19 protein-coding genes are annotated in these 23,062 nt (G+C 68.2%); 5 read left to right on the forward strand and 14 right to left on the reverse strand.

Features of this window, described 5'->3' with window-relative positions:
• The 11 genes from G6O54_RS33025 to nusB all read right to left on the reverse strand — a co-directional run.
• Positions 1 to 810: DUF4435 domain-containing protein (locus tag G6O54_RS33025; protein WP_165233865.1), on the reverse strand; the 810-nt coding region annotated here is incomplete at its 3' end.
• Positions 811 to 816: 6 nt separating this feature from the next.
• Positions 817 to 1,788 (reverse strand): AAA family ATPase, encoded by a 972-nt coding sequence (locus G6O54_RS33030; protein WP_165233868.1) that lies wholly within the window; start codon positions 1,786 to 1,788, stop codon positions 817 to 819.
• A 73-nt stretch (positions 1,789 to 1,861) separates the two neighbouring features.
• Positions 1,862 to 3,730, reverse strand: coding sequence for a 4Fe-4S dicluster domain-containing protein (locus G6O54_RS33035; RefSeq protein WP_250847203.1), 1,869 nt, complete (start codon positions 3,728 to 3,730; stop codon positions 1,862 to 1,864).
• An 80-nt stretch (positions 3,731 to 3,810) separates the two neighbouring features.
• Complete coding sequence (locus G6O54_RS33045; RefSeq protein WP_165233871.1) at positions 3,811 to 4,455, reverse strand: Uma2 family endonuclease; 645 nt, start codon at positions 4,453 to 4,455, stop codon at positions 3,811 to 3,813.
• A gap of 14 nt (positions 4,456 to 4,469) precedes the next feature.
• Positions 4,470 to 5,111, reverse strand: a complete 642-nt coding sequence (locus G6O54_RS33050; protein ID WP_165233873.1) for a Uma2 family endonuclease — start codon at positions 5,109 to 5,111, stop codon at positions 4,470 to 4,472.
• 65 nt (positions 5,112 to 5,176) lie between these two features.
• On the reverse strand, positions 5,177 to 5,479 hold the full coding sequence (locus tag G6O54_RS33055; RefSeq protein ID WP_165233874.1) for a hypothetical protein: 303 nt from the start codon (positions 5,477 to 5,479) through the stop codon (positions 5,177 to 5,179).
• Positions 5,476 to 6,576 (reverse strand): DUF362 domain-containing protein, encoded by a 1,101-nt coding sequence (locus G6O54_RS33060; protein WP_165233875.1) that lies wholly within the window; start codon positions 6,574 to 6,576, stop codon positions 5,476 to 5,478. Before G6O54_RS33060 ends, G6O54_RS33055 begins: the two co-directional genes overlap by 4 nt.
• 119 nt (positions 6,577 to 6,695) lie before the next feature.
• Positions 6,696 to 8,438, reverse strand: a complete 1,743-nt coding sequence (locus G6O54_RS33065) for a DUF6599 family protein (RefSeq protein WP_165233876.1) — start codon at positions 8,436 to 8,438, stop codon at positions 6,696 to 6,698.
• A 244-nt stretch (positions 8,439 to 8,682) separates the two neighbouring features.
• Entirely contained in the window at positions 8,683 to 9,588 is a 906-nt protein-coding gene (ftsY, locus tag G6O54_RS33070; RefSeq protein ID WP_165233900.1) for a signal recognition particle-docking protein FtsY, read from the reverse strand.
• Positions 9,589 to 9,714: 126 nt separating this feature from the next.
• Positions 9,715 to 10,542 (reverse strand): PHP domain-containing protein, encoded by an 828-nt coding sequence (locus G6O54_RS33075; protein ID WP_165233878.1) that lies wholly within the window; start codon positions 10,540 to 10,542, stop codon positions 9,715 to 9,717.
• Positions 10,539 to 11,090, reverse strand: a complete 552-nt coding sequence (gene nusB / locus G6O54_RS33080) for a transcription antitermination factor NusB (RefSeq protein WP_165233881.1) — start codon at positions 11,088 to 11,090, stop codon at positions 10,539 to 10,541. The genes G6O54_RS33075 and nusB overlap by 4 nt, the downstream gene beginning before the upstream one ends.
• Before the next feature lie 290 nt (positions 11,091 to 11,380).
• Between nusB and G6O54_RS33085 the strand changes: the two genes are divergently transcribed.
• Positions 11,381 to 12,097 carry a M90 metallopeptidase family protein gene (locus G6O54_RS33085; protein ID WP_165233884.1) on the forward strand — a complete coding sequence of 239 codons (717 nt, stop codon included), beginning with the start codon at positions 11,381 to 11,383 and terminating at the stop codon, positions 12,095 to 12,097.
• Between the two features lie 15 nt (positions 12,098 to 12,112).
• On the opposite strand, the gene G6O54_RS33090 is transcribed toward G6O54_RS33085, so the two are convergent.
• Positions 12,113 to 13,558: a serine hydrolase domain-containing protein gene (locus G6O54_RS33090; protein ID WP_165233887.1), complete on the reverse strand. Its 1,446-nt coding sequence runs from the start codon at positions 13,556 to 13,558 to the stop codon at positions 12,113 to 12,115.
• Between the two features lie 240 nt (positions 13,559 to 13,798).
• On the opposite strand from G6O54_RS33090, the gene G6O54_RS33095 reads away from it, so the two are divergent.
• The 4 genes from G6O54_RS33095 to G6O54_RS33110 all read left to right on the forward strand — a co-directional run bounded on the left by G6O54_RS33095 (position 13,799) and on the right by G6O54_RS33110 (position 21,065).
• Entirely contained in the window at positions 13,799 to 13,960 is a 162-nt protein-coding gene (locus tag G6O54_RS33095) for a hypothetical protein (RefSeq protein WP_165233890.1), read from the forward strand.
• A 3-nt stretch (positions 13,961 to 13,963) separates the two neighbouring features.
• On the forward strand, positions 13,964 to 18,025 hold the full coding sequence (locus tag G6O54_RS33100) for a patatin-like phospholipase family protein (protein WP_165233862.1): 4,062 nt from the start codon (positions 13,964 to 13,966) through the stop codon (positions 18,023 to 18,025).
• Positions 18,022 to 20,283, forward strand: a complete 2,262-nt coding sequence (locus G6O54_RS37525; RefSeq protein ID WP_205679115.1) for a di-heme-cytochrome C peroxidase — start codon at positions 18,022 to 18,024, stop codon at positions 20,281 to 20,283. The genes G6O54_RS33100 and G6O54_RS37525 overlap by 4 nt, the downstream gene beginning before the upstream one ends.
• A 71-nt stretch (positions 20,284 to 20,354) precedes the next feature.
• The gene (locus G6O54_RS33110) at positions 20,355 to 21,065 is read left to right on the forward strand and encodes a hypothetical protein (protein ID WP_165233893.1); all 711 of its coding nucleotides are present in this window, start codon (positions 20,355 to 20,357) and stop codon (positions 21,063 to 21,065) included.
• A gap of 158 nt (positions 21,066 to 21,223) precedes the next feature.
• On the opposite strand, the gene G6O54_RS33115 is transcribed toward G6O54_RS33110, so the two are convergent.
• Together G6O54_RS33115 and G6O54_RS33120 are read right to left on the reverse strand one after the other, a co-directional pair.
• Positions 21,224 to 21,520 (reverse strand): hypothetical protein, encoded by a 297-nt coding sequence (locus G6O54_RS33115; protein WP_165233895.1) that lies wholly within the window; start codon positions 21,518 to 21,520, stop codon positions 21,224 to 21,226.
• 21 nt (positions 21,521 to 21,541) lie between these two features.
• Positions 21,542 to 23,062, reverse strand: a 1,521-nt coding sequence (locus G6O54_RS33120) for a glycerophosphodiester phosphodiesterase (RefSeq protein WP_250847205.1), incomplete at its 5' end; no start/stop codon positions are given.

Raw genomic sequence — 23,062 nt, forward strand, 5'->3', positions numbered from 1 at the left:
CAACTCTACCAGATCCGATGGTACGGTGCTTGCCTTGACCTGATACGCCGCGACATCCTTCGTCAGGTCGATGTCAAACTCCGTGGGGCTCATCCCCCTTTTCAGTTGGGTACGGTCGCAGATGCGGCTGCATGCATCGCGGAATATCTCCTTGCCGGCGAAGTCTTGTCGCCAGGTGCCATTTGCCAGACTTTCTTGAGCGACTCCATGTTTCTCTTGCAGGAGTTTCTCGATCTCGCTCTCGCTGCTCCTTGCGACCTCGGAACTCAGTTTCTGGAACCACGGTGAATCGCAGATGTGCTTCTTTGATGTTGCAAGATCGGCGGGCGAACAGGGAGGATCGCTGATGAATCGGTCGCGGAAACGACGCTTGATCTCGGCCACGACGTCCCGGCAGGCGGCCCACCAGCAGAGTTCTCCGGCGCGCTTCTTCATGGCCCCTTCAATCTGTGGGGCGTCGAGGCCCTGGTTGTTGAGCCGGCTGGACTGGATCGCGTCCGAATCCAGGAGATAGTTCTCGAGCTCGTGTACGGGGAGGACGAATGTGCGGAAGGTCTTGCTCGGGTTCTTCCAATCGTCGCGATTCGTGGGCCTGAAGTCCCGATCCGTGACTCCGAAGACGTTCACGAAGCCGGCATCCTCGGCGTCCTTGATGATCGCCCGCACCCCCTCGTTTCCGCCACCGATGAGGAAATGGACATCCGGATCGGCCTTCCAGACAGCCGAGAGATATTCCCGCGTCAGGGCGTCTTCGACCCAGAGGTTGATCTTGCCTCGATAGAGGCCGGCTCGCGCCACGTCGCGCGGCATGGTGGCTTATACTCCTGCTTCGGAGGTCGCGACGGGATGCCACAGCTTCGCTCGAGGATCGTCAGCCGGAGCCAGGTAGTGGCGTTCGTAGGACCGAGCCGCGTCATAGACTTCCGGCGAATGGGTCGCAACGAGGAACTGGGTTCGGGGCTGAAGATCCGTCAGGATACGCAGCACCAGGCGATGCCACTGAGGATCGAGGTGGAGTTCGGGTTCGTCGATGAAGACAATCCCTTCCCGATCACCGTTCAGCGTCAGTGAGGCCAGGAAGAGGAAGATCTCGAGCTGCCCCGAGCTCAGGTAGTCCACTTCCAGTCGGTGGTGATCCGCGAGCACGAGAAAGACATCAAAGATGCCCGGCTCCGGACCTGGTGGTCCCTCGGCAAAGTCGACCTCGAAGTAAGCCTTGGAGTCGGGATAGAATTGCCGCCAATAATTGCTAATTCTCTCAATCGTTCGATCATAAAACGATGATGAGTCTTGACTGGCGGGGCGAAATCTGGCCTTTGCGGCCTCGTTGACGAGTCGCTGCTTAATGCTTCGGAGTAGGCTCTCCTTGATCTTGTCGGCCGGAGCGTACTTACCGACGGTTATGTCGAGCGAGCCGATGGGTCGAGACGAACGAGAGGAGGGGAAGTACCAGCTCGTTATGCCGAATGGCGCTATCAGTGCTTCGCCCGGGAAGCAGCCTTGGGATTTCTCCTCGCCGGCCTCGTTGCGAAACAGGCCAACGATCCTGTAGCCACCGGCACCTCTCCTCACCGCTGTCCAGTCGCGGGGCCCGACGGCCTGCACGTGGCCTCCCGCGACGATCAAGGCCGCTTCCAGGACGGTCGTCTTGCCGCTGCCATTCGGTCCGGAGAGGACGACGAGCTGATTGGGCTTGCCGTCAGGTCCGAGGAAATCCAGGTCGAGGGATTCGATCCCCCGGAAGTCCCGGATCGAGAGCTTTGTAAGGGCCACGGCAGGCGAAGGCATGATCGTGCCTCGCGAAGGATAAAACTCATGGTTCGGCAATCGAGCCGATCAATCTAACACGGAAACCGACACCTCACACCGACACCCAGTCCTTCGCCTCGCCGTCGACCAGCGAGAGGAGCAGCGAGCGGGACTTCTCGCGGGACTCGCCGACGGCGGTGACGTAGACGGCGGGGTCGTCCTTGACGGGGCATTCGTGCTCGCAGATGCCGCAGCCGATGCAGCGGACGGGGTCGATGTAGGGGCGCTTGAGCTGGAGGGTGGCGCCCCAGCGGTCGGTGACCTCCACGTTCCGGGTGAAGATCGCCTTGGGGCTGACCGGGCAGACCTCCTCGCAGACGACGCAGGACGTGTCCATCGCCCAGGGGAGGCAGCGGCCCTGATTGTAGAACGCGGTGCCGGTCTTGATCGGTCCCTTGTGCTCGAACGGGCCGATGCCGAGCTTCTCCACGATCGAGATCTCGCGGATCGCCCCGGTCGGGCAGACCTGGCTGCACAGCGTGCAGTTCAGCTCGCACCAGCCCATCTTGGAGATCATGATCGGCGTCCAGAGCCCCTCGGCGCCGGCCTCGAAGAGGGCGGGCTGGAGGACGTTCGTCGGGCAGACGCGGATGCACTGGTCGCACTTGATGCAGCGGCGGAGGAACTCGTCCTCGGCCACCGAGCCCGGGGGCCGGATCGCATACCGGCTGAAGTTCTTCTTCACCCCGCCCGACTTCCGCACCATCGGGTAGAAGACCAGGCCGAAGAGGCTGGCCATCAGCAGCTCCCGGCGGCCCACCTCGGGGTAGGTGATCTCGCTCGCCTTCCGCGGCAGGAACCGGTAGGTGAGGGCGTCGTGCGGGCATTCCTCGATGCAGTTGAGGCAGACGAAGCACTCGCTCTTGCGCAGGTCCTTGTGCGGGTCCGAGGCCCCCTCGCAGCTCTTGAGGCAGAGGTCGCAGTCGGTGCATCGCACCGGGTCGCGGTCGATCCTCCAGAGCGAGAACCGGCTCAAGATCCCGAGCAGGGCCCCGAGCGGGCAGATCGCCCGGCAGAAGAACCGGGGGATCCACCAGTTGGCGAACAGGAACGCGAGGAAGATCAGGCCGACGATCCACGCCTGCCAGTATTCCCGGGGCTCGGTGTAGACGCTCTCCGTCGTCTTGTGGACGGTGGGCAGGACGCTCGTCGTCATCGATCGGACGGTGAGCGCAATCGGGTCCAGCAGGCCGATCTGGAGGGAGCTGTTCTCGGCCTTCTTCTCGTCCGCGGCCTCGGCGATGCCGTCGGGGATGGCCCGCGTGACGCGCCCGACGTCGCCCCTCCGGGCGAGGTCGATCGCCCCCACGACGAGCAGCACGGCAAGCCCCCGCGTGACCCACACCAGCGCCGGCTTCGAGCCGCGGAAGAGCGTCTTCCCGACCGACTCCCAGGCCGGGCCGATCAGCGCCCAGGCCCCGATCAGGCCGACGAGCGAGAGCGCCAGCGCCCCGAGCTCCAGCGGGCTGGCCGTCCCGCCCAGCCGCGAATAGACGGCGGCGATCTTCGAGGGGGACTCGATCGCGGTGGGGATCATCCAGAGGGCGGACATGGCGATCATGATCGCCAGGATGTAGTACTTGATCGCGTAGATCTTCTTGTAGCGGTTCACCTCGATCATCTGCTTGGTGTTCCGCCGGTTGCCGATCCAGCCGAAGAGATGGTGGAGGATGCCGAACGGGCACATCCAGTTGCACCAGACCCGGCCCAGCATCATCGTGACGGCGATGACCACCAGCCCCCAGACGAGGTTCCGGTAGATCGTGTGCGTCGTCAGCGCCGTGGCCACGGCGACCAGCGGCGTGGCCTCGAGGAAGATCGACACCGGCCACCCCTTGAGGTAGCGGAGGTCGGTGATGAACAGGAAGAAGAGGAACAGGCCCAGGAAGAGGACCTCGTAGGCGCGTCGGATCTTAACCATGGGTCTGGGTCCCTCCGGAAGGGCCAGGGGGCTTATTAGTGTGGCTGGGCCTGGACGGATAAAGGAACGGCCAATTGGCGTCAATCGAACAGGATACCCTTGAGATCGAGCACGAAGCCGGGCAAGACGTCCTCGCCGGAGAGCGTCGCGGGGCGGTCGAGTACCTCAACGGGTCGACCGGGGCGATAGATCTCGACCTTCGCGCGGATGGGGTCGATCATCCACCCAAGCCGCACGCCCTGGGCGAGATACTCCGCCATCTTGTCCTGAAGTTCCTTGACCGTGTTGGAGGGCGATCGCAGCTCGACCACGAAATCAGGGCAAACGTGCGAGAATTTCAATCGCTCTTCGCGCGAGAGCTGTTCCCATCGGTCGAGCGTCATCCAGGAGGCGTCGGGGCCGCGGATCGCCGTGTTGGGGAGGGTAAAGCCCGCCGAGGATTCAAAGGCCTTCCCAAGGCCTGTCTGGCGATTCCAGATCCATAGCTGTGCTACGAGACTCAGGTTCCGCTGACTCCCATCGGGCGCCGCCGGGGCCATGACGACCAGCTCTCCTTCCGCGGTCCGCTCGAGCCGCAGGTCCTGGTTGACGCGAGAGAGGCGTTCGAAGTCCTCGGGGGTGACCAGCAGCTTCACCCCTCGTGGCACGGCCAGCGAGACCGCCGGTCGCTCGGCACTGTCATCCAGCGGGCTTTTCGCGCGGCGTTCGGCGACGGAAGTGCTCATGGCCAGCTCCTCGATCAGTCGAACAGGATACCCTTAAGATCGAGCACGAAGCCGGGCAAGACGTCCTCGCCGGAGAGCATGGCGGGGCGGTCGAGTACCTCGACGGGCCGACCAGGGCGGTAGACCTCAGCCTTGCCACCGTCCGGATCGATGAACCAGGCCAACCGCGTCCCCTGTGCAATGTACTCTTCCATCTTCCTGCGAAGCTCGGGGACCGAGTCTGACGGCGATCGCAACTCCACGGCGAAGTCCGGGCAGAGCGGTAGGAACGTCCGCCGCTGGGACGGGGTCAATGAATTCCACTTGTCGTGAGGGATCCAGGTGGCATCCGGAGCGCGGATGGCGCCATTCGGCAGGATGAAGCCCGTGGAACAATCGAAGGCTTCGCCCGTCCCGTCGGCTTCCGCCCATCCGACGAGGCGAGTAATGAGCTTGGCGTTTCTTCTCCCCGAGTCTCCTCCGGCCGGCACCATGGCGATCAGCTCTCCCTCGGCGGTTCGCTCCAGCCGAACCTCCGGGTTTTCCCGGCAGAGACGCTCGAAGTCCTCATGACTCACCTCCAGCCGGACGTCCGGCGGAATCGCCACGACAACGGTCTCGATGTCATGTCCTCGATCGAGATCTGTCCGGGTGTAAGCCGTCGTGGCGATGCTCATGGACTTCTCTCGATCGAGCGGGATCGTATGCATGGTTTCATCTTGGGCCACGAATCCCAACCGGCTCAGCTTGCATCCTTGTGGCGCCCGAGGTGTCGCCTGATCCTAACCTCTGCAAGGTAACCCACTGACCACAGCAGAATGCATGAAGCGATCATGATCGCTGGGCCGTAAACGACTTCGGCCCAGGGTAATCGATCAGCTTGAGGCATCGCTGCGGCTTTCCAGAGTGCAAGGCCACCGACCTCCACGACGTACAGGATCGCGAACCCGATGCCTACCTTCCTGTAAACCTGCGCTTCTGTTAGTGCAACAGTAGCTTCTCCGTGCGGCGACGTCGTGCCTCTCGTCTCCGCCCCCTCGCTCATACCGTGATCTCCTGCGTCCACTGCGGACGCCAGTCCGCGCCGAGGCCGCGCTGGATGACCTTGTCGAGGTAGATGATCTCGTGGCGGGGCTTCTCCAGGAGGCGGGTCACGCACCAGCTATCGACGGCCGTGTGGTCGGTGCCGATGACCATGGTGTCGCCCTTCTTGACGTCGTTCAGGCTGCCGCCGGTGGGGCCGTTGCGCATCAGCATCTTGCGGGCGTCGGCGACGACGAACGTCGGCTTCATCATCAGCGCGAAGTCGGAGATGATCCCGTGGATGTTCTGGTGGAACTGGTTGCGGGGGTTGCCGAGCAGCCCGTACCAGTTCTTCATCGTCACGGTGGCCTTGCAGAGGTTGTGGTCCTTCACCGGGCTGACGCCGATGACCTTGGTCGCCTCGCGGAAGGGGCGGTAGAACATCCGCCAGGTGTTCGTGATCGTCTCGCCGCCGATGTAGAGCTGCTCGAAGTAGCTGTCCTTGGGGAGCATCAGCTCGGCCCCGGCGCGGACGGCGGCCTCGCCGACCTTGGTCTTGAAGAAGCAGCTCTCCGGGTTGTTGATCGGGTTGTCCGCGACGATCACCTTCCGCGCCCCGGCACCGAAACAGAGCTTGGTCACGGCGGCCACCGTGTCCGGCTGCGAGGTCGCCGCCAGGTCCGGGTTCTTGTCGAAGGCCACGTTCGGCTTGATGACGACCACGTCCCCCTTCTTGATGAACTGGTCCACGCCACCCATGGCGTCGAGCGCGGCCTTCACCATCTTCAGGGCCTGCTCCTCGCGGGCCGCCAGCTCCTCCTCCTTCGAGGCGTGGTTGTCCGGGTTGACCGGGCTCGACCGCACGGCGACGAGCGTCGGCTTGCTCGAGGGCAGGGTGATCGAGTAGTCCTTCAGCTTCACCGGCGGCGGGGGCTTCACGCCCTCCATCCCCCAGCGGTCGCGGACCAGCATCCCCGCTCCGACCGCACCGCCGGCCGCCAGTGCATAGCCGCCGACCTGGTTGATGAACTGGCGGCGAGAGAACGACTCGTCGGCCGGGTTCACGCCCCCCAGCCGTTCCAGGTTCTTGATCTGCGTCCGGGTCAACTTCTCGCCCATGGTTGGTCCCGTCCCCGGTCTTGGTCCGGTCGAAAGAGCCTGGATAGGAAGCCCGGAGGCCCGCCCGATGCGGGCCTCGCGACTGGCCGACTTCGAGTTGGATTGGATCCGAGCTTACGTTACTTGCCGCCCAGCACCTGGAGTTTCGCCGGCAGCGACTTCGCGAACGCCCGCGCGAAGTCCTCGGCCGGCTTCAGGGTCGTGCCGCCGTTGGCCCCGGCGAGCGTGTTCCCCTTGCGGAAGACCACGTCGTGGAGGCCGATGTTCGAGCTGACGATCATCTCGTCGGCCCCGTCCGCCTTCAGCTCCTTGATCTCGGCGCCGTCCTGCTTCACGCTGGCCCGATATTTTTCCAGCATCTCCTTCGCCGCCTTCTCGTCGGGATAGGGGCGGAGGAAGCCCTGCCAGGTCGCGTCGCCTTGCTTGTAGTCGGCCATGAACACGTCGGACAGGAAACTATAGCCGAAGACGTCCTGGGCGACGTACTTGTTGTCGCCCTGCTTGCCGGCGGCGGGCAGGAGTGCGAAGTAGGTCGCGGGCGAGACCTCGGCGGCCGGTGCCGGCGCCGGGGCGGCGGGCTTGGCGGCCTCGCTCTTCGGCTCCGCGTGTGCCTCGGGTTTCGCCGCGGCGACGGCCGTCGGGGCGGGGGCCGACGCCCCCCCGCTGCCGGGCTTCTGCTTCTCCGCGACCTTGCGGGCGATCTCCAGCGCGAAGGCGGCGAACTTCGGGTCGTCGGAGGTGGAGACGATCTGGGTGTAGTAGCGCGAGGCGTAGAAGAGGGTGCTGCCGGCGGCCGTGTACCCCTCGTCGCCGACCGGGATCACGTTGGCCTCGTCGGGCTTCTCGGCGCCGTACTTGCCCAGGGCCTTGAGCGGGTCGGCCATCTCGAAGACATAGAGCTGGACCTCGTTGGAGGGGTCGCCGGTCGGGTGGTAGAAGGCGTAGGCCATGCCCTTGACGTTGTACTGGGTGAAGCTCTCGGCGCGGCCGTCGATCTTCTCGTAGAGGTTCTCGGCGTTGAAGGTCTCGATGTACTTGTCGCCCGATTTCCCGGCCGTCCAGCCGGCGGGGACGTCCGCCAGCGGGATCATCGCGGCGATCCCCTTCTGGGGCTCCGGCACGGCGGCGATCTCGGCCGCGACCTGAGCGGCCGGGACTCCCGAGCCCGCGGACGCGGCGGTCGGTGCCGCGGGGGCGGCCGTCGGGGACGCCGCGGCGGGGGCGGCGACCATGACCACGGCCGGCGTCCCGGGCGAGGCCATGCCGGCGGGGATCGTCGCGGCCAGGGTGATCGGCGGCGCGGTAAAGTCCATCAGCTGCTGGGGGCCGTCCACGCCCACGCTCGCCCGGACGCCGGCCAGCGACTGGAGGACGTTCGGGATCGCCTGGGCGACCGAGGGCGAGCTCCCCGCCACCGACCGCAGGGCCAGCATCGACTCATCCAGCTTCTTCACGTTGTTGACGAGGTTCTTCCGCTCGGTCGCCAGCCGCTCCATCTCCTGCTTGACGGCCGCGTCGGCCTCCTGGACGCTCTTGAACCCGCGCCCCTGCTCGAGGACCGACCAGGTCCGGTTGGGGTCGAACTCGTACCGGTTGTGATCGAAGGACCGGCTCTTGATCACCATCGCGGCGAAGATGGCCGGGATGCCCATGACGAGCATCATGCCGCAGATGATGGATACGAACGACGGCTTCATCAGGGTCCGGCCGCGGCGGGCCCGGAACCAGTCCAGCCGCCCGAGCACGGCGAAGGCCAGGGGCGTCGTCGCGATCGCGATCAGGGCCGCGAAGAGGGCCAGGACCAGGAACGGATCCTCGGCCAGTTCGTTGCTCAACTTCGCCCAGAGGCCCGCTTTATCCATCGTGCCACCGCCCTCGATTCGCTGGGGAGGGTCTCGTCCTGTCGTCTCGCCGCGAGCGAGGCTCGCGGCCGCCTGGCCGGGAATCCGAGGGCGGGAACCTGGGAGGGAAGCCGGATGGACGGCTCGTTCCCGCGGCCTCTCGGACATCTGCTTCCGCGCAAATCCGGGCCCTCGAGCCGGCCGCGGATCCGTCGGTTCGGCCAATTATAGGGGAGATCGGCGGCCGGGGACAGGGGGAGAACCCTCACTCGAACAGCGACTCCACGAACGTGTCGGCGTCGAAGGGCTGGAGATCCTCGATGCCCTCACCCACGCCGATGAACTTGACGGGGAGTTTCATGGTCTGGCGGACGGCGACGACCACGCCCCCCCTGGCGGTGCCGTCGAGCTTGGTCAGGATCACCCCGGTGCAGCCGATCGACTTCGTGAACACCTCGGCCTGGCGGATGGCGTTCTGGCCGTTGGTGCCGTCGAGCACGAGGAGCACCTCGTGGGGCGAGCCCGGGATCAGGCGCTGGATCACGTTGCGGATCTTCTCGAGCTCGCGCATCAGGTGGGTCTGGGTGTGGAGGCGGCCGGCGGTGTCCACGATCAGGATGTCCACGCCCCGGGCGACCGCCCGCTGGCAGGCGTCGTGGGCGACGCTCGCGGGATCGGCCCCGGCGGCGCCCCGGACGATCTCCGAGCCGGATCGCTTCGCCCAGATCTCGAGCTGGTCGGCGGCGGCGGCGCGGAACGTGTCGCAGGCCGCCAGGAGGATGGTGTTCCCCTGATCCTTCAGCCGCTGGGCGAGCTTGGCGATGGACGTGGTCTTGCCCGAGCCGTTCACCCCGGCGATCAGGTAGACCGTCGGCTTCTTCGGCGCCGTCGCCAGGACGCCCGGCGTGGTGTCCTCGAGCAGCCCCTTGAGCTCGTCCTTGACGAAGTTCACGAGGTCCTCGTCCGCCGTCCGGTCCGCGAACGCCTCGCGGACCCGGTCGATGATCCGGGTCGTCGCGACCACGCCGACGTCCGCCTGGATCAGCCGGGCCTCCAGGTCGTCCAGGAACGACTGGTCCACCTTCCGGCCGAACCAGGACCGAATATGGAAAAGCTGGGCCGTCCGGGCCAGCCCCTTCTTGAAACGCTCGAACAGCCCCTTGATCGCCATGTCCCGTCTTTCTTCCTCGTCGTCAGCTCGTTCCAGTCGTTCGGGAAACTCGCCCCGGATGCCATCCATTCTACCGCATCGCCGGATTTGCCTCCCGTCTTCTCCGGGTCTCCCGCTCCATAGCGGTCAGTCCTTCCGGGCGAGGCGGAGCCGTTCCAGGTCGGTCGGGGGGGTGGTGATGGAGCCGACCCACCGGCCGGGTCGGTCGGGCACGTGGAAGTCGCTGCCGGCGGTGGGGACGAGCTGGAGGAGCTCGGCCCAGTCGCGGAAACGGCTGCCCAGGCGGTTGGTGATGCCGGGGCCGGCGGTCTCGATGGCCTTCATGCCCGCGTCGGCGAGCGTCCTCAGCGACTCCAGGCGGAGATTGTACGGCGGATGGGCCAGGGCGGCGACTCCCCCGGCGGCGCGGACCAGGCCGATGGCCTGCGCGACGTCCAGCCGCGGCTTGGGGATGCTCGCGGGGCGCCCGTCGCCCAGGTGGTACAGGAAGGCGTCGCGGACGCTCGATACCTGACGGGTCCGCGCCAGGTACTCCGCGGCGTGGCGGCGGCCGAGGACGGCCCGGGGGAAGAGCTCCCGCAGCGCGGCCACGTCGAGGGACAGCCCCTCGCGACCGAGGGCGTCGGCCATGGCGTGCATCCGGTCGTCGCGGCCGGCTCGGAGCCCGACCATGGCGGCGCCCAGGCCGGCGTCGTCCTCGCGGAAGAAGTAGCCGAGGAGGTGGACCTCGCGGCCTTCGAGCTCGCAGGTCAGCTCCACGCCCGGGACCAGCTCGAGGCCCAGCCGGTCGGCCTCGGGCCGGGCGACGGCCAGGGCGGAGGTCGTGTCGTGGTCGGTGATGGCCAGGGCGGCCAGCCCCACGGAGGCCGCCGCGTTCACGACCTCGCGGGGGGAGCACACGCCGTCGGAATGGGTCGTGTGTACGTGCAGGTCGGCCCCGCCGCGGACGATCATGAGGCCGGCTCAGCCTCCGCGACCACCTCGGGAGCCGTCTCCGCCGGGGGGGCCTGAGGGGTTGCGTCGCCGGCCGCCTTCGGGGCGGTCTGGCCGCCAACCTCGGGTTCGGCCGGCGCGTCCGCCTTCGCCTTGCTCTCCTCATGGAGCTGGAGGACGCGGTCGAGGATGCCGTTGACGAACCGGCTGGACTGGGCGGTGCTGTACCGCTTGGCCAGCTCCAGGGCCTCGTTGATGGCGACCTTGGCGGGGACCTCGTCGGGCCCGTAGAGGACCTCGTAGGCCCCCAGGCGAAGGATGTTGCGGTCGATGGCCGCCATCCGGTCCAGCCGCCAGTTCTCGGCGACCTCCTCGATCATGGCGTCGATTCGCGGCTGATGCTCGCGGACGCCGCCGATGAGGGCCTGGGTGAACTCGACGAGCCTGGCTTCACCGAGGAGCCGGCGGTTGATGAACTGGCGGATCTCGACGGCGGGCAGGCCGGAGTTCTGCTCCACCTGGTAGAGCACCTGGAGTGCGACTTCGCGTCCTCGGGAGCGTCGCGTCATGATCAACTCAGCCTTCCGCCTCGGCCCTGACGTCGCCGGCCATCGCGGGCGGCTCGCGATCTCCGTGCCGCCGGCCGGCTCGCTCCGCGCCGCTCCAATCCGTCCTGCCCGTGTCTCCACGCTATCCCCGAATGATACGCCAATCAGCCCCCCTCCGGGAAGGCAGGAGGCGAGGAATCCACGGCGTAACGGCGTACGGCGCCTCTCTCCTGGCTATCGCGATGCCGGAGGATGCCGGGTATGCTCCTCAGGGGTGGGGCGAGACGCGTTCTGCCCGGAGGAGGCTTCCGATGACTCCTGTGATCCTCGCCCCACTCCTTGCGACCGCGATGATGGTCGGAGACTTCGAGCCGACGGCGTCCTACCGCATCCGAAACGTCGGCGGATTCACGGTCCTCGTCAGCCGGAAACTCGGGGAACACCCGGAAGAGGCTGCCGCCGGGATCAAGGAGCTCGAGAAGCAGGTTGCGGAGATCAACCGGGTCGTACCGGCCCGAGCGCTCCCGGAGCTGCACAGGGTCCGAATCTGGGTGGACTGGGACGTGGACCCCGACGGCGGCTGCGTCTTCCATCCCTCGCGGAAATGGCTCGAGGAGCACGCCGTCAACCCGGACAAGGCCGGCTGCGTGGAGGTCTCCAACCTCCGCCATTTCATCGACTGGTCGCGCGCCGTTCAGCCCTGCATGATCCTCCACGAGATGGCCCACGCGTATGACTTTCGCGTCCTGGACGCGCGCGATCCGCGCGTCTCGGCGGCGTTCCGGCACGCGATGGAGAAGAAGCTGTATGACTCGGTCGAGTACGGGCCCGGCGGCAAGAAGCGAGCCTACGCGGCGACGAACGAGCGCGAATACTTCGCGGAGCTGACCGAGGCCTACTTCTCCCGCAACGACTTCTATCCGTTCCGCCACGACGAGCTGAAGGCCCACGATCCCGAAGGATATTCCGCCCTCGAAGCCGTCTGGGGGAAGCCGGAGATCGCGCGAGAGGCCACGGGCCGGCCTTGACGCGAGCCGAGCCTCTCAATCCTCCGGCTGGAGGCCGATGCCCTGGATCTTGCCCGCCTTGTCGAGAGCGAAGAGGACCTTCAAGGTGATCTTCTCCAGCTCGGCCCGGTAACGCATCCTCAGGGCGCCGCCGGCTTCCTTGCGCTCCAGGAGCCGGAACGACTTGAGGGCGCCCAGCGACGCGAGCCGGGCCTTGTCTTCCTGAATTTTCGGGACCAGGAGCTTGTTCGCCTGCTCGGTGAACTGGGCCGGATCGACCTCGCCCCGGAGCGCCCCTTCGAGGACCTTGCGGAGCCGGTCGGTGGTCGGCGTATCGGCGTCGGCGATCGGCTCGAGGGCCTTCTCCGCCAGGGCCGGGACGATCCGGCCGGCGATCCCCGAGGCGATCGAGCCCGCGCCGCCCCCCTCGGCGTTGGCCAGGACGATCACGGTGAGCCCGTCGTCGGGGAACCGCGTGATCTCGGTGGAGAATCCCGGGATGCCGCCGCCGTGCGAGATCCGCCGATGGCCGTTCACCTTCGAGATCCCCCAGCCAAGCCCGTAGGGCGTCTCACCACCCTTTGGCAAGGGCGCGGGCTTCCACATCGCCTCCAGGGTCGCGGCGTCGAGCAGGCGGTGGTCGCGGAGGGCGGCGTCCCACTTCACCAGGTCGTTCGCCGTCGAGACGAGCATGCCCGCGGAGAAGGGCTGGGTCGGGCTCACGTATTCGCCGTTGCGGATCGCCTTACCGTCCCACTCGTAGCCCTGGACGCGGCCCGGGATCACGGCCCGCAGGTCGTTGGCCCGCGTGTGCGACATCCCGAGTGGCCCGAAGATCCGCTCCGCCATGAACTCGGCGTACGGCTTCTTCGCAACCTCTTCGATGAGCATCCCCAGCAGGAAGTAGCCCGTGTTGCTGTAGTCCCACTTCTCCCCGGGCGGGAACTCGAGCGGCTCCTTCGCCACCAGGTCCAGGATCTCGCGGCGGCTGAAGTCCTTCCGCATTTGCTTGTCGAAGTCCTTCGTCGACGTGTAGCTCTTGATGCCGGACGTGTGATTCAGCAGGTGGCGTACGGTCACGTCCTTCCAGGCCGCCGGGAGGTCGGCGAGCCGCTCGGTGATCCGGTCGTCGAGCGAGAGCTTGCCGTCCTTGACGAGGAGCATGATCGCGGAGGCGGTGAAGGTCTTGGTCACGGAGGCGAGCTGGTAGGCCGAGTCCGCCGTGGCGGGGACGTCCAGCTCCACGTTCGCCAGGCCGTATCCCTTCGCCAGGAGGACCTTGCCGTCCCGGACCACGGCCACCGAGGCGCCCGGGATGTGGCGTTTCGCCATCGCTTCCTTCACGTAGGAGTCGATCGCGGCGGGATCGAGGGCGGTCGCTCGAGTCGCGGCCTCCTGGGCCCGGGCGTGGGGGCAGGAGGTCGAGGCGGCGGAAACGAGTGCGAGGCAGGAGACGATCGCGGCTGTCCTGGGTCTTCTCATCGGGGGGGCCGTTCTCATGGGGATGGGGCAGTCGGCTTGTCGCGGGGGCGAGATCGGGGGTCGCCGCCGCCGCGGCCCGGCCAGTCCTATTCGGATCGAGGGACGGAATATTCGCCCCGTCGATGATCTTCGGGCGCGACAACAGGAAACTGATAGGAAAAGGCGGGGGGCGTCCTTCGCATGATCCGAGGCCTGTCGTTGCTGATCCTCGTCCCTTTTGACGCCTGGGGAGGGCGAGATATGGCCCCGGACAGGCAGGCCGGTTCCGCCTCGTCCCAGGCCGATCGTCCGGGCGAGACCGGGGCGATCCGGGAGGTCATCAACCTCGGCCTGAAGCTCCTCGACCGCGGCGCCAGGGGGGAAGGCGGCCCCCGCAGGGAGCCCTCGCTTGCGGAGGTCTAGACGATGAAGAAGGCACCGCCGCACCCCACGGCGAGCATGATCCTGGATGAGCTCGAGCTGATCCTCAAGAAGCGAGGCCATCCGCCGCGGGCGCGACCGGGGGCCGAGTCGTCCCCGCCGGTCCCGGGCGAGGCCGAGGCCCTGGCGATGTTCCGTGGCGCCGTCGCGGCCGTGGAGAAGGCGCCCGATGCCGACGCCAAGCTGATGGCCGCGCGGGTGGCCATGCTCGACCTGCACGTCACGGGGCTGGCGTTCTCCGGGGGCGGCATCCGGAGCGGCACGTTCGCGGTGGGATTCCTCCAGGGGCTGGCGAACCAGGGGCTGCTGGGCCGCTTCGACTACCTCTCGACGGTCTCCGGCGGCGGCTACGCCGGGGGCTGGCTGGCCGCCTGGCTGAAGCACGAGGGGGACGTGAGGAACGTCGAGCGGCAGCTCGACTTCAGCCGGATCGGCCAGGCCGGGGCCGAGCGGGAGTGGTTCGATCCGGATCGCGATCCCAGGCCGGTCGTCGATGAGGAGCCGCAGCCGTTGCGGCATCTCCGCTCGTTCAGCAGCTACCTGTTCCCCAGGCCCGGGATCCTCTCGGCCGACCTCTGGTCGGTGATCATGATCTGGATCCGCAACGTCTCGATCAACATGCTCCTGCTCTTCCCGCTGGCGATGATCGCGGTCCTGCTGGGGCGGCTCGGGGTCTTCTTCTTCGACTTCCTCAATGCCGACAAGTTCCTGGGGGCGGGGCTGCTCGCGGACCACTCGCCGGATGCCGAATGGGCGAGGCGATGGGCGGTCGGTTTCCTCGTCGCCGGGGCGCTGTCGGCGTTCGTGGCGCTGATGCTCAATGCCGAGTGCTTGCCGGAGTTCCGCATCGGCCCGGCCCGGCGTCCCCGGCGGCCGGGGCTCAGGGCCTGGGGGGCGGTCGCCGCGACCGTGGTCGCGGCCCTGGGCCTGACGGCCTCGTCGCGGTGGCTGCTCCAGTACCTCTTCGAGCAATTCGCCGGGATGGCGGCCCGGTTCTCGGGGCCGGGGATCGTCGGCAACATCGTCTCGCTCGTGTCCGAGTACCCGGACCTGCTCCAGCCTCCTTCGTTCCTGCTCGTCATGGTGGTCTTCGGGATCTTCATGTCGATGGGGGCGCTCCTGATCGGCGTCCGGGAGGGGAATCCGGAGTGGGCTTTCGTCCGCGCGGCGTTCCTCGCCGGGGCGACCGGCGGCCTGCTGTATGTCCTGGTGCTGGGGATGGTCCGCGCGTTCGCGAGGATGAACCGGCCCGACCTGATGGCGACGTTCGCCCTGCCGGGCGCCCTTTGCATCGTGATCGCCTCGACCATCGTGGAGGTGGCGATCGCGGGGCGTGCCATGAAGGAGGGGGAGCGGGAATGGTGGGCGCGCTACGCCGCCCGGCTGGCCATCGCGGCCGTCATCTGGCTGGTGGTCATGGGCTCGACGCTCTACCTGCCGGGGCTCTTCCTGTACGCGGGGGCCCGGGCTCGGACGGCCATGGCGTCGGGCTGGATCCTCTCCACGGCGCTGGGGGTGCTCACCGGCAAGTTCGTGCTGCCCAGGCTCCAGGCCGGCGGGAGCGGGAAGGCGCTGGCGACGCTGGCCGCGTTCGCGCCGCCGATCTTCATCGCGGGCCTGGGGGGCGCGGTGGGGCTGCTCGCGGCCCTGCTCCTGAACTCGCCGTCGCCGATGGCCCCCAACGCGGCCGACTTCCCGGCGTTCGACTACTACCTGACCGGCGTGCGGCAGACGTCCGGCTGGCTGATCGCGGCCCTGATGATCGGCTTCGGGGCCCTGGCGGGGATCGGCTTCCTGCTCATCGACGTCAACGCGTTCTCGCTCAACGCGATGTACGCGAACCGGCTGGCGCGGTGCTACCTCGGGGCGTCGCGGCCGGTCGGCCGCTGGAAGCATCGGTGGGGCGAGGATCCTCGCGACATGACCGAGCCGGTGGGCGCCCCCTCGATCAGCGATCGCCCCGACCTCCCGGTGCCGCCGGACCGAAACCCCAACCCGGTGACCGGCTTCGCCGCCGATGACGACCTGCCGCTGATCGGGCTCAGGATCGGCCGTGAGCCGACGGGCGGGGACGCGGCCCCCGGGGAGCGGACCTACTGGGGGCCGCACCTGCTGATCAACACGACGATGAACCTGGTGGCCGGCCATGACCTCGCCTGGCGGAGCCGAAAGGGGGAGTCGTTCCTGCTCTCGTCGCTCTACTGCGGCGCGGAGTCCGTCGGCTACACGAAGATCCTCGAGGGGAAGGCGGCGGCCCGGAACCTGACGCTCGGCCGCGCCATCGCGATCTCGGGGGCCGCGGTGGATCCGAACATGCGGTTCTACCAGTCCCCCGCACTCACGGCGCTGCTGGCCGTGTTCGACGCCCGACTCGGGGCCTGGATCCAGAATCCTCGGTCCGGCGGGGAGTGGGAGGCCCGCAGCCCCCGCTTCGGCGGGCTGCTGGTCACCGAGACGCTCGGCGGCACCGACGGCCTTGGGCCTTATGTCCACCTCTCCGACGGCGGCCACTTCGACAACATGGGCGTGTACGAGCTCATCCGCCGCCGCTGCCGCTACATCGTCGCCCTCGACGCCGGCGACGAGGTCGACTCGTCGAACTCCAACCTGGCGATCCTGATCCGCCTCTGCCGGATCGACTTCGGGGTCCGGATCCAGATCGACACCGAGGCCCTTCGGCCCCGCGGCGAGGAGCGGCTGGCGCGGGCGCACGTGGCCATCGGCCGCATCCGCTACGACGACGTCGACCAGGGGCAGCTCCCCGGCGTGCTCGTCTACGTGAAGACCTCGATGACCGGCGACGAGCCCCCGGACCTCCAGCACTACGCCCGCCGGGACACCAACTTCCCCTATCAGCCGACCGACCTCCGCCAGTCGTTCGACGAGGAGCAGTTCGAGTGCTACCGGTGCCTGGGGGACCACGTCGCCACGGAGGTCTTCCAGGACGCCGTCCATGCCGTCCGCGACTGGCAAGAGACCCGATTCGTCGATTACGTCCCCCGGCTCTTCTCCCGGATCCAGGCCCGCTGGGGCGACCCCGCCACGGTCCCGGACTCGGCCTTCCTGGAGTCGGTCCGGCCCTGGGCGGACCTCCAGCGCGACCTCGCCTCCGAGTCCTCGCTGGCGCGGCTCAGCCGGCAGCTCTACCCGGAGATCGCCCCCGCGCCCCCCGTCGTCGCCGGGACACCCGCGCCCGACTACGATCGCGCCGAGGTCCACGCCGTGGGCCGGATGCTCCAGATCATGGAGGACACCTGGCTGAGCCTGGAGCTGCGAAGGACCACGGACCTTCCCATCAACCGGGGCTGGCTGAACAGCTTCCGCCGCTGGGCCAGTACGCCCGCCTTCCAGGCCCTCTGGCCCCTCCTGCGGCCCGAGTTCGGCTCCGAGTTCGTCCGCTTCTGCGAGGACGAGCTGCACATGATCGCCGCCCCGACGGCGCTGGTGCCCATCGACCCCGCCGCCGCCGGCGACGAGCGGACGTTCCAGGACGCGGCGATCGGCCGGCTCGTCGAGGAACACACGCGGGAATGGGGACCCGACCCGGACGCGCCGAAGCTGGCCGACCTGATCGAGCGGTCGAAGGCCATCTCGCCGAAATCTCCCCCCGCCTGGCTGATCGTCCAGCAACCCTCAGCTCAGGAAGGCCCGGATGGCAAGCCGATCGGCCTGAGCTATGTGCTGGGGATCGTCCTGGTGGCGAAATTCCCGGACCCGGCCGGCAGGTTCCCGGGCCTGGCCCTGGACGGCGAACCCCGCGAGTTCTTCGTCTGGATGCGCCGGGGGTTCCGCGCGACCGAGATGGGCGCGCCGATGGTCCGCGAGGTCCTCACGACGAAGCTCGGACCGGCCCTGGGCCTGAAGCCGGGTGCCGAGCTCCCCCCGCTCCTGGCCCGCTATCCCAAGGCCGGCGAGCAGGGGGACGTGGACCACGAGCGGGAGGCCTGGCTGACCTTCCTGGCCCGGTTCGACTTCCGACGCGTGGTCCCGAGGAAGCCCGGGGCCTGGCATTCCACCTTGCTGAGGCGCTTTAGGGCGGTGCCATGAAATCGATCCTGCGGCCTCTGTCGATCGTGCTCGCCGCGCTCGCGGCCCTCGTGCTGCTGGCGCTGGGCCTCGACCTGATCCTGTTCCGGGGGCTCGAGCTCGGTGCCGTGAAGGTCCCCAGGCCGCCGGCCGTGACGACCCTGGCACTGCCCCAGGGCTGGTCCCGCGACCTGAGCCGCGACTACCACTCCCGGGCCCAGGGGACCAAGATCCTCCCCCTGTCATGGTTCCGCGCCCTCGAGGAGCCGAGCGTCGACCCGATCTTCAGCGGGGCGAAGCTGGCGTCGCCGGAGTATCTCCGGCGGTTCGGCTTCTCATACGACCCCGACGTCGCCCCGGACCTGCCGATCGGCTTCGCCGTCGACACCTGGACGGATAAGGTCAGTTTCGCCGTCCCGCCCGTCAAGCGGCCCACGAAGATGGTGGGCCTGACCTGCGCCGCCTGCCACACGGGCCGGCTCGACCTCGAGGTCAAGGGCAACAAGCGGCACGGGTTCCTCATCGAGGGGGGCTCGGCCATGATCAGCCTGAGCAGGTTCCAGGAGGCCGTGGGCCAGGCCCTCTTCTGGACCCTGAAGTACCGGCTCAAGCCGTTCGTCGCCGAGGTCCAGCGGCTGGAGGGAGAGAAGTACCCCGACGCGAAGTCCATCGAGGACGACCTCCGCGCCATCATCGACGCGGGCCTGGCCGGCCGCAACTATGGGAAGGAGCACAAGCTCTACCCCGTGGACGCCGGATTCGCCCGGACCGACGCGCTCGGCCTGATCGGCAACCGGGTCTTCGGCCCGCTCAATGAGGAGAACCAGTCGGTCACGGACGCGCCGGTGAACTTCCCGCACCTGTGGGATGCTTCGTGGTTCGACTGGGTCCAGTACAACGCGTCGATCCGCTCGCCCCTGGCGAGGAACGTCGGCGAGGCCCTGGGAGTCGGCGCGGCGGTGCAGCCGTCGGCGGTGCTGGGTAAGCCCTACCTCCACACCGTTCGGATCGACAACCTGGTCTGGATCGAGGACGTGCTGGGTGGCGACGTGCCATTCGCCCCCTGGCCGACCGAACCGGACCATAACTATGAAGGGGGGCTCCAGCCCCCGCGCTGGGAGGACCTCCGGCGCAAGGTCGCCGAGCTCGGCGGCCTCGCCGACCGCGACGAGGACGCGGCGATGACCATCAACGAGTCCCTTCGCGTCCGGGGCCTGGGCCTCTACAGGGACCATTGCGCCCGATGCCATCTGCCCCCCCGAGATGAGCTGCGTCGGGCGTGGTCCGAGGAGCAGTCGGAGTACTGGCAGGCCGACGAGCGGAGCGGCATGAAGTTCCTCCGGCTCCGGGTGATCGACCTCGACGAGATCGGCACCGACCCGAACCAGGCCGTGAATTTCTACCGGAGGTTCGCCGTCGTGCCGAACCCGAAGCCGCTCGCGTCGCCGGGCTATGCGCGGGACGCCAAGCGGCCGGACCCGAGGACCATCGGCTATCCGCGGTCCGGCATCACGGAGACGATCTCCGCGGAGGAGGGCCTCTATCGGGTCACCTCAATCCTCCGGGAGCAGTATTTCAAGGAGAACGGCCTCTTCCTCAAGGGCAACGAGCGGGCCCGCTACAGGCTCGATCGGGGCCGGACGTTCCCCATCGACGGCAACCAGCCGGAGATCCGCCTCGACAATCAGGCCGACATCATCGACCGGAAGGCGATCGAGGACGTGATCCGCGCGAATCTCGGATACAAGGCCCGGCCGCTCGACGGCGTCTGGGCCACGCCCCCCTACCTCCACAACGGGTCGGTCCCGAACCTGGACCAGATGCTCATGCCGGCGGAGCGCCGGGATCGCCAGTTCTACCTCGGCACGCACCGGTTCGACCCGATCCGGGTCGGATACAGGACCGAGGAATTCCCCGGGGCGTTCCTGCTGGACACCACGATCTCGGGGAATCACAACATCGGGCACGAGTTCCGCAACTTCACGCTCGAGGAATTTGAGTCGGCGCTGCTCGACCCGAATGATGTCGTCAAGATGCGGGCCGAGGTGCCCATGGCGTCGCGATGGGACCGCGTCCTCGGGCTCAAGACGCAAGAGCTCGACGACAAGCAGCTCTGGGAGGCCATGCGCGAGAAGACGGCCGAGATCCTGAAGGAGCTGAGATCCGGGACGCGCCGCGGGATCGAGAACGATCGGTTCCTCGGCGTCCGCGGCGTGCTCGACCCGGAGTTCGAGCCGGAGGAGCGGCGGGCGCTCATCGAATACCTGAAATCGATCTGATCGGGGCCGTGGCGGGGGGGGCCCCAACCTCACCCAACTCGCCGCGACTCGATGGCGGAGGGGCCTCGACGATGACGTGGCTGGCGCGGGCCTGCGGGCTCTTGATCCTCGTCCTCGCGTTCGTCGCGGCGCGGATGACGAGCTCGATGGACTTTGACCCGGAGCCGAGGACGCCGACCGGCATCACGTCGCCGATCCTCGGCCTGGAGCTGGCCCGGACCGGGGACGAGGTCCGTGCCCTCTTCCGCGACCCCATGGGCTGGCACAATCGCAACGTGTATCGGGACCAGGTCCGCCAGGACGGGGCGTTCATCGCCTGCTACGGGGCGTTGCTCGCCGGGCTCGGCTCGCTCGCGGCCTTCCGCAAGGGTGCCCGCTGGCGACTGGCGGCGGTCGCGACGATCGCCCTGGCGGCGGCGGCCGCATTCTTCGACGTCCGCGAGAACCGGGCCATGCTGACGATGGCCGGCACCGACCCCCTTGAGCTGACGGACGACCTGGCGCAGGCGACCCGGCTGCAATCGCTCCTGAAGTGGGCCTGCTTCTTCGGGGCACTCGCGCCGATTTCCGCCAATTTCCTCACCGCCCAGTCGGCGGATCGCCGCGCCCGGGCCGTCGCCAGGATCACCGGCGCATTCCTGGCCGGCGCGGCGATCCTCGGCCTCATCGGGATCCTCCACGTCGCCGCGATCCCCTGGGCGACGATCCTGGCCAGCCTCGGCTTCCTGGCGACCCTTGCTCTCGTCGCCATCTGGCCCGAAGCCTCCGCATCAATGCCGTGAGCCGGACGCGGTGACGGCTGTCCCTGGTCGACAGGTGACGCGTGCGGGATGTTCGTCCTCAGGCCGGGACACGTGAGGTTGCCTTCCCTCCACGCGAGGGAACGGTCGGATCTCTTGATCGGCGGGATGGTGTTGATTGCCGCGGGTGTAACCTGGCCTTACTTCGGCTCCCCCTGAGGAAGTCCGTCCTTCGAGATCCAAGGGCCGGCCTCCGGCTCCAGGCGGCGCCTCAGCCGGGCTGCATAAGCAGCATCCCTGTTCACGAGATGGACCAACAGGCCGATGGCCGAGGCCATCGCGAGAAGGATCGCCGCGCCCGTGGCCTCGATGATGAGGATGGCCGGCGCGAAGTCATCCTCCGTACGGATCACGGCGTGGACGTGCAGAATCAGCCCCAGGATCGTGGCGATGATCGCCACGATGAGGAAGAACTGTCGCGGGGATCGCGGAGGCAATTTCATCCTTCGAGCATGGCGTCAGGGCCTCGGCCGTTCAAGGCGAGGGGGCTCGGTGGCCATGCGCTCCAGAGTCCGGAGGATCCGAAGCGGGTGGTCGGTCTGGATGACGTCGATGCCCGCCTCGATGGCGAAGCGGTAGGACCGCTCGGACTCGTGCCAGCCGAGGGCGTCGGAGTAGACCCGAATGCCCCGGGCGTGGCAGCGGTCGATCAGCGGCTTCGAGAGGATCGACCACGAGACGTCGAAGGCGGCCGGGGCCAGCCGGTCGGCCAGCTCGTCGAGCTGCGACGGATTGCGTAACGGAGGCATCCGGCGGAGCGAGGGTTCGATGGATTTCAGCCTGGCCAGGTAGTCGGGCTGCTGATACACGATCGCCCGGTCGATCAGGCCATGGCCGCGGAGGGCGGCGGCGAGGGCCTCCGGCGCGATGTCCTTGGCGTCCACGTAGAGCTCGATCCCGAGGCCGACCGATCGGAGGAAGGCGTCGAGGCTCGGGACCTTCGTGCCGGCGAACGGGCGGCCGAACCAGGCGCCGGCGTCGAGGCTCGCGACCTCAACCGATCCCTGATCGCGAATCAGGCCGCGGCCGGTCGTCGTGCGATCGAGGCGGTCGTCGTGGAGGAGGAACGGCACGCCGTCGCGGGTCGTCCGGATGTCGAACTCGATGAGGTCGGCGCCGAGCCGGGTCGCCTCTTCGAGCGCCGGAAGCGTATTCTCGGGCGCGTACTGCGAGCCGCCGCGATGGAGCGAGATTCGCACGCGAGGCACGCCGAGCCGGCGGCGGATCAGGCGGGACTCGACCACCTCCGGGAAGTCGGTGACGATCCGATCGGCGCCGGACGACAGGAGTCGATCCCAGAGCTCGGGCCGATCGTCGTCGCCCTCGGATTCCGCGATGACGGGAATCGCGCGGGCATGGAAGGCGCGGCAACGGTCCGCGGTCGCGTCGTTCGCGGCGAGCTGGACCGCCGCGGGGCGGAAGTCCGCGAGCGCGTCCTCGCCATCGGTCGGCTTCCAGCGCGGGGCCGCGGCGATGTGGCCGCCGCCGGGCGTGGCCCGGAGAGTTCGGAGGACGTCGATCGGGCCGACGACGAGGACGTCCCGCTCCATCGCGGAGTCCCGGATCTCGCGGATCAGCCCGGCCGGATCGACGCAGCCCGCCGCGACCACGACGTGGAGCTTCGCCCGCCCCTTCGCCAGCGTCAGGGCTTCGGCCAGCGTCAGGGCCTTCGCGCCGGCGAACCGTCGGGCGAAGGCCGAGCCGGCGTCGTGCCCCGCCGACACCAGGTGCCGCCCCTCGCGATCGAGGCGGACGGAGACCTCGATCCGGCCGATCCCCTCGGAGATCGATCGTTCGAGGGCCGCCGACGTGCCCTCCGGCGCCTGCCGCCTCGCCCCGCCCCGCGCGACGACCTCCGGCCGGCCCGGGGCCTCCGCCCCCGCCGCCGAGCGGGGCGAGGCCGAGGACCCCAGGGCCAGGATCAGGAACGCGCATCGTCGCAGCGGGATTTTCATGTCGCGATCCGATGAGGTCCGCTC

This window comes from Aquisphaera insulae (genome assembly GCF_011064615.1).
GTDB classification, from domain to species: Bacteria; Planctomycetota; Planctomycetia; order Isosphaerales; family Isosphaeraceae; genus Aquisphaera; species Aquisphaera insulae.

What these genes read in the sequence shown, in the direction of transcription:
- nusB (WP_165233881.1), bottom strand. Translation starts at nt 11,090, where the DNA reads ATGACGCGACGCTCCCGAGGACGCGAAGTCGCACTCCAGGTGCTCTAC.
- G6O54_RS33100 (WP_165233862.1), top strand. Translation starts at nt 13,964, where the DNA reads ATGAAGAAGGCACCGCCGCACCCCACGGCGAGCATGATCCTGGATGAG.
- G6O54_RS33065 (WP_165233876.1), bottom strand. Translation starts at nt 8,438, where the DNA reads ATGGATAAAGCGGGCCTCTGGGCGAAGTTGAGCAACGAACTGGCCGAG.
- G6O54_RS33035 (WP_250847203.1), bottom strand. Translation starts at nt 3,730, where the DNA reads ATGGTTAAGATCCGACGCGCCTACGAGGTCCTCTTCCTGGGCCTGTTC.
- G6O54_RS33055 (WP_165233874.1), bottom strand. Translation starts at nt 5,479, where the DNA reads ATGAGCGAGGGGGCGGAGACGAGAGGCACGACGTCGCCGCACGGAGAA.
- G6O54_RS33095 (WP_165233890.1), top strand. Translation starts at nt 13,799, where the DNA reads ATGGCCCCGGACAGGCAGGCCGGTTCCGCCTCGTCCCAGGCCGATCGT.
- G6O54_RS33045 (WP_165233871.1), bottom strand. Translation starts at nt 4,455, where the DNA reads ATGAGCACTTCCGTCGCCGAACGCCGCGCGAAAAGCCCGCTGGATGAC.
- G6O54_RS37525 (WP_205679115.1), top strand. Translation starts at nt 18,022, where the DNA reads ATGAAATCGATCCTGCGGCCTCTGTCGATCGTGCTCGCCGCGCTCGCG.
- G6O54_RS33050 (WP_165233873.1), bottom strand. Translation starts at nt 5,111, where the DNA reads ATGAGCATCGCCACGACGGCTTACACCCGGACAGATCTCGATCGAGGA.
- G6O54_RS33030 (WP_165233868.1), bottom strand. Translation starts at nt 1,788, where the DNA reads ATGCCTTCGCCTGCCGTGGCCCTTACAAAGCTCTCGATCCGGGACTTC.
- G6O54_RS33060 (WP_165233875.1), bottom strand. Translation starts at nt 6,576, where the DNA reads ATGGGCGAGAAGTTGACCCGGACGCAGATCAAGAACCTGGAACGGCTG.
- G6O54_RS33075 (WP_165233878.1), bottom strand. Translation starts at nt 10,542, where the DNA reads ATGATCGTCCGCGGCGGGGCCGACCTGCACGTACACACGACCCATTCC.
- G6O54_RS33110 (WP_165233893.1), top strand. Translation starts at nt 20,355, where the DNA reads ATGACGTGGCTGGCGCGGGCCTGCGGGCTCTTGATCCTCGTCCTCGCG.
- G6O54_RS33090 (WP_165233887.1), bottom strand. Translation starts at nt 13,558, where the DNA reads ATGAGAAGACCCAGGACAGCCGCGATCGTCTCCTGCCTCGCACTCGTT.
- G6O54_RS33085 (WP_165233884.1), top strand. Translation starts at nt 11,381, where the DNA reads ATGACTCCTGTGATCCTCGCCCCACTCCTTGCGACCGCGATGATGGTC.
- ftsY (WP_165233900.1), bottom strand. Translation starts at nt 9,588, where the DNA reads ATGGCGATCAAGGGGCTGTTCGAGCGTTTCAAGAAGGGGCTGGCCCGG.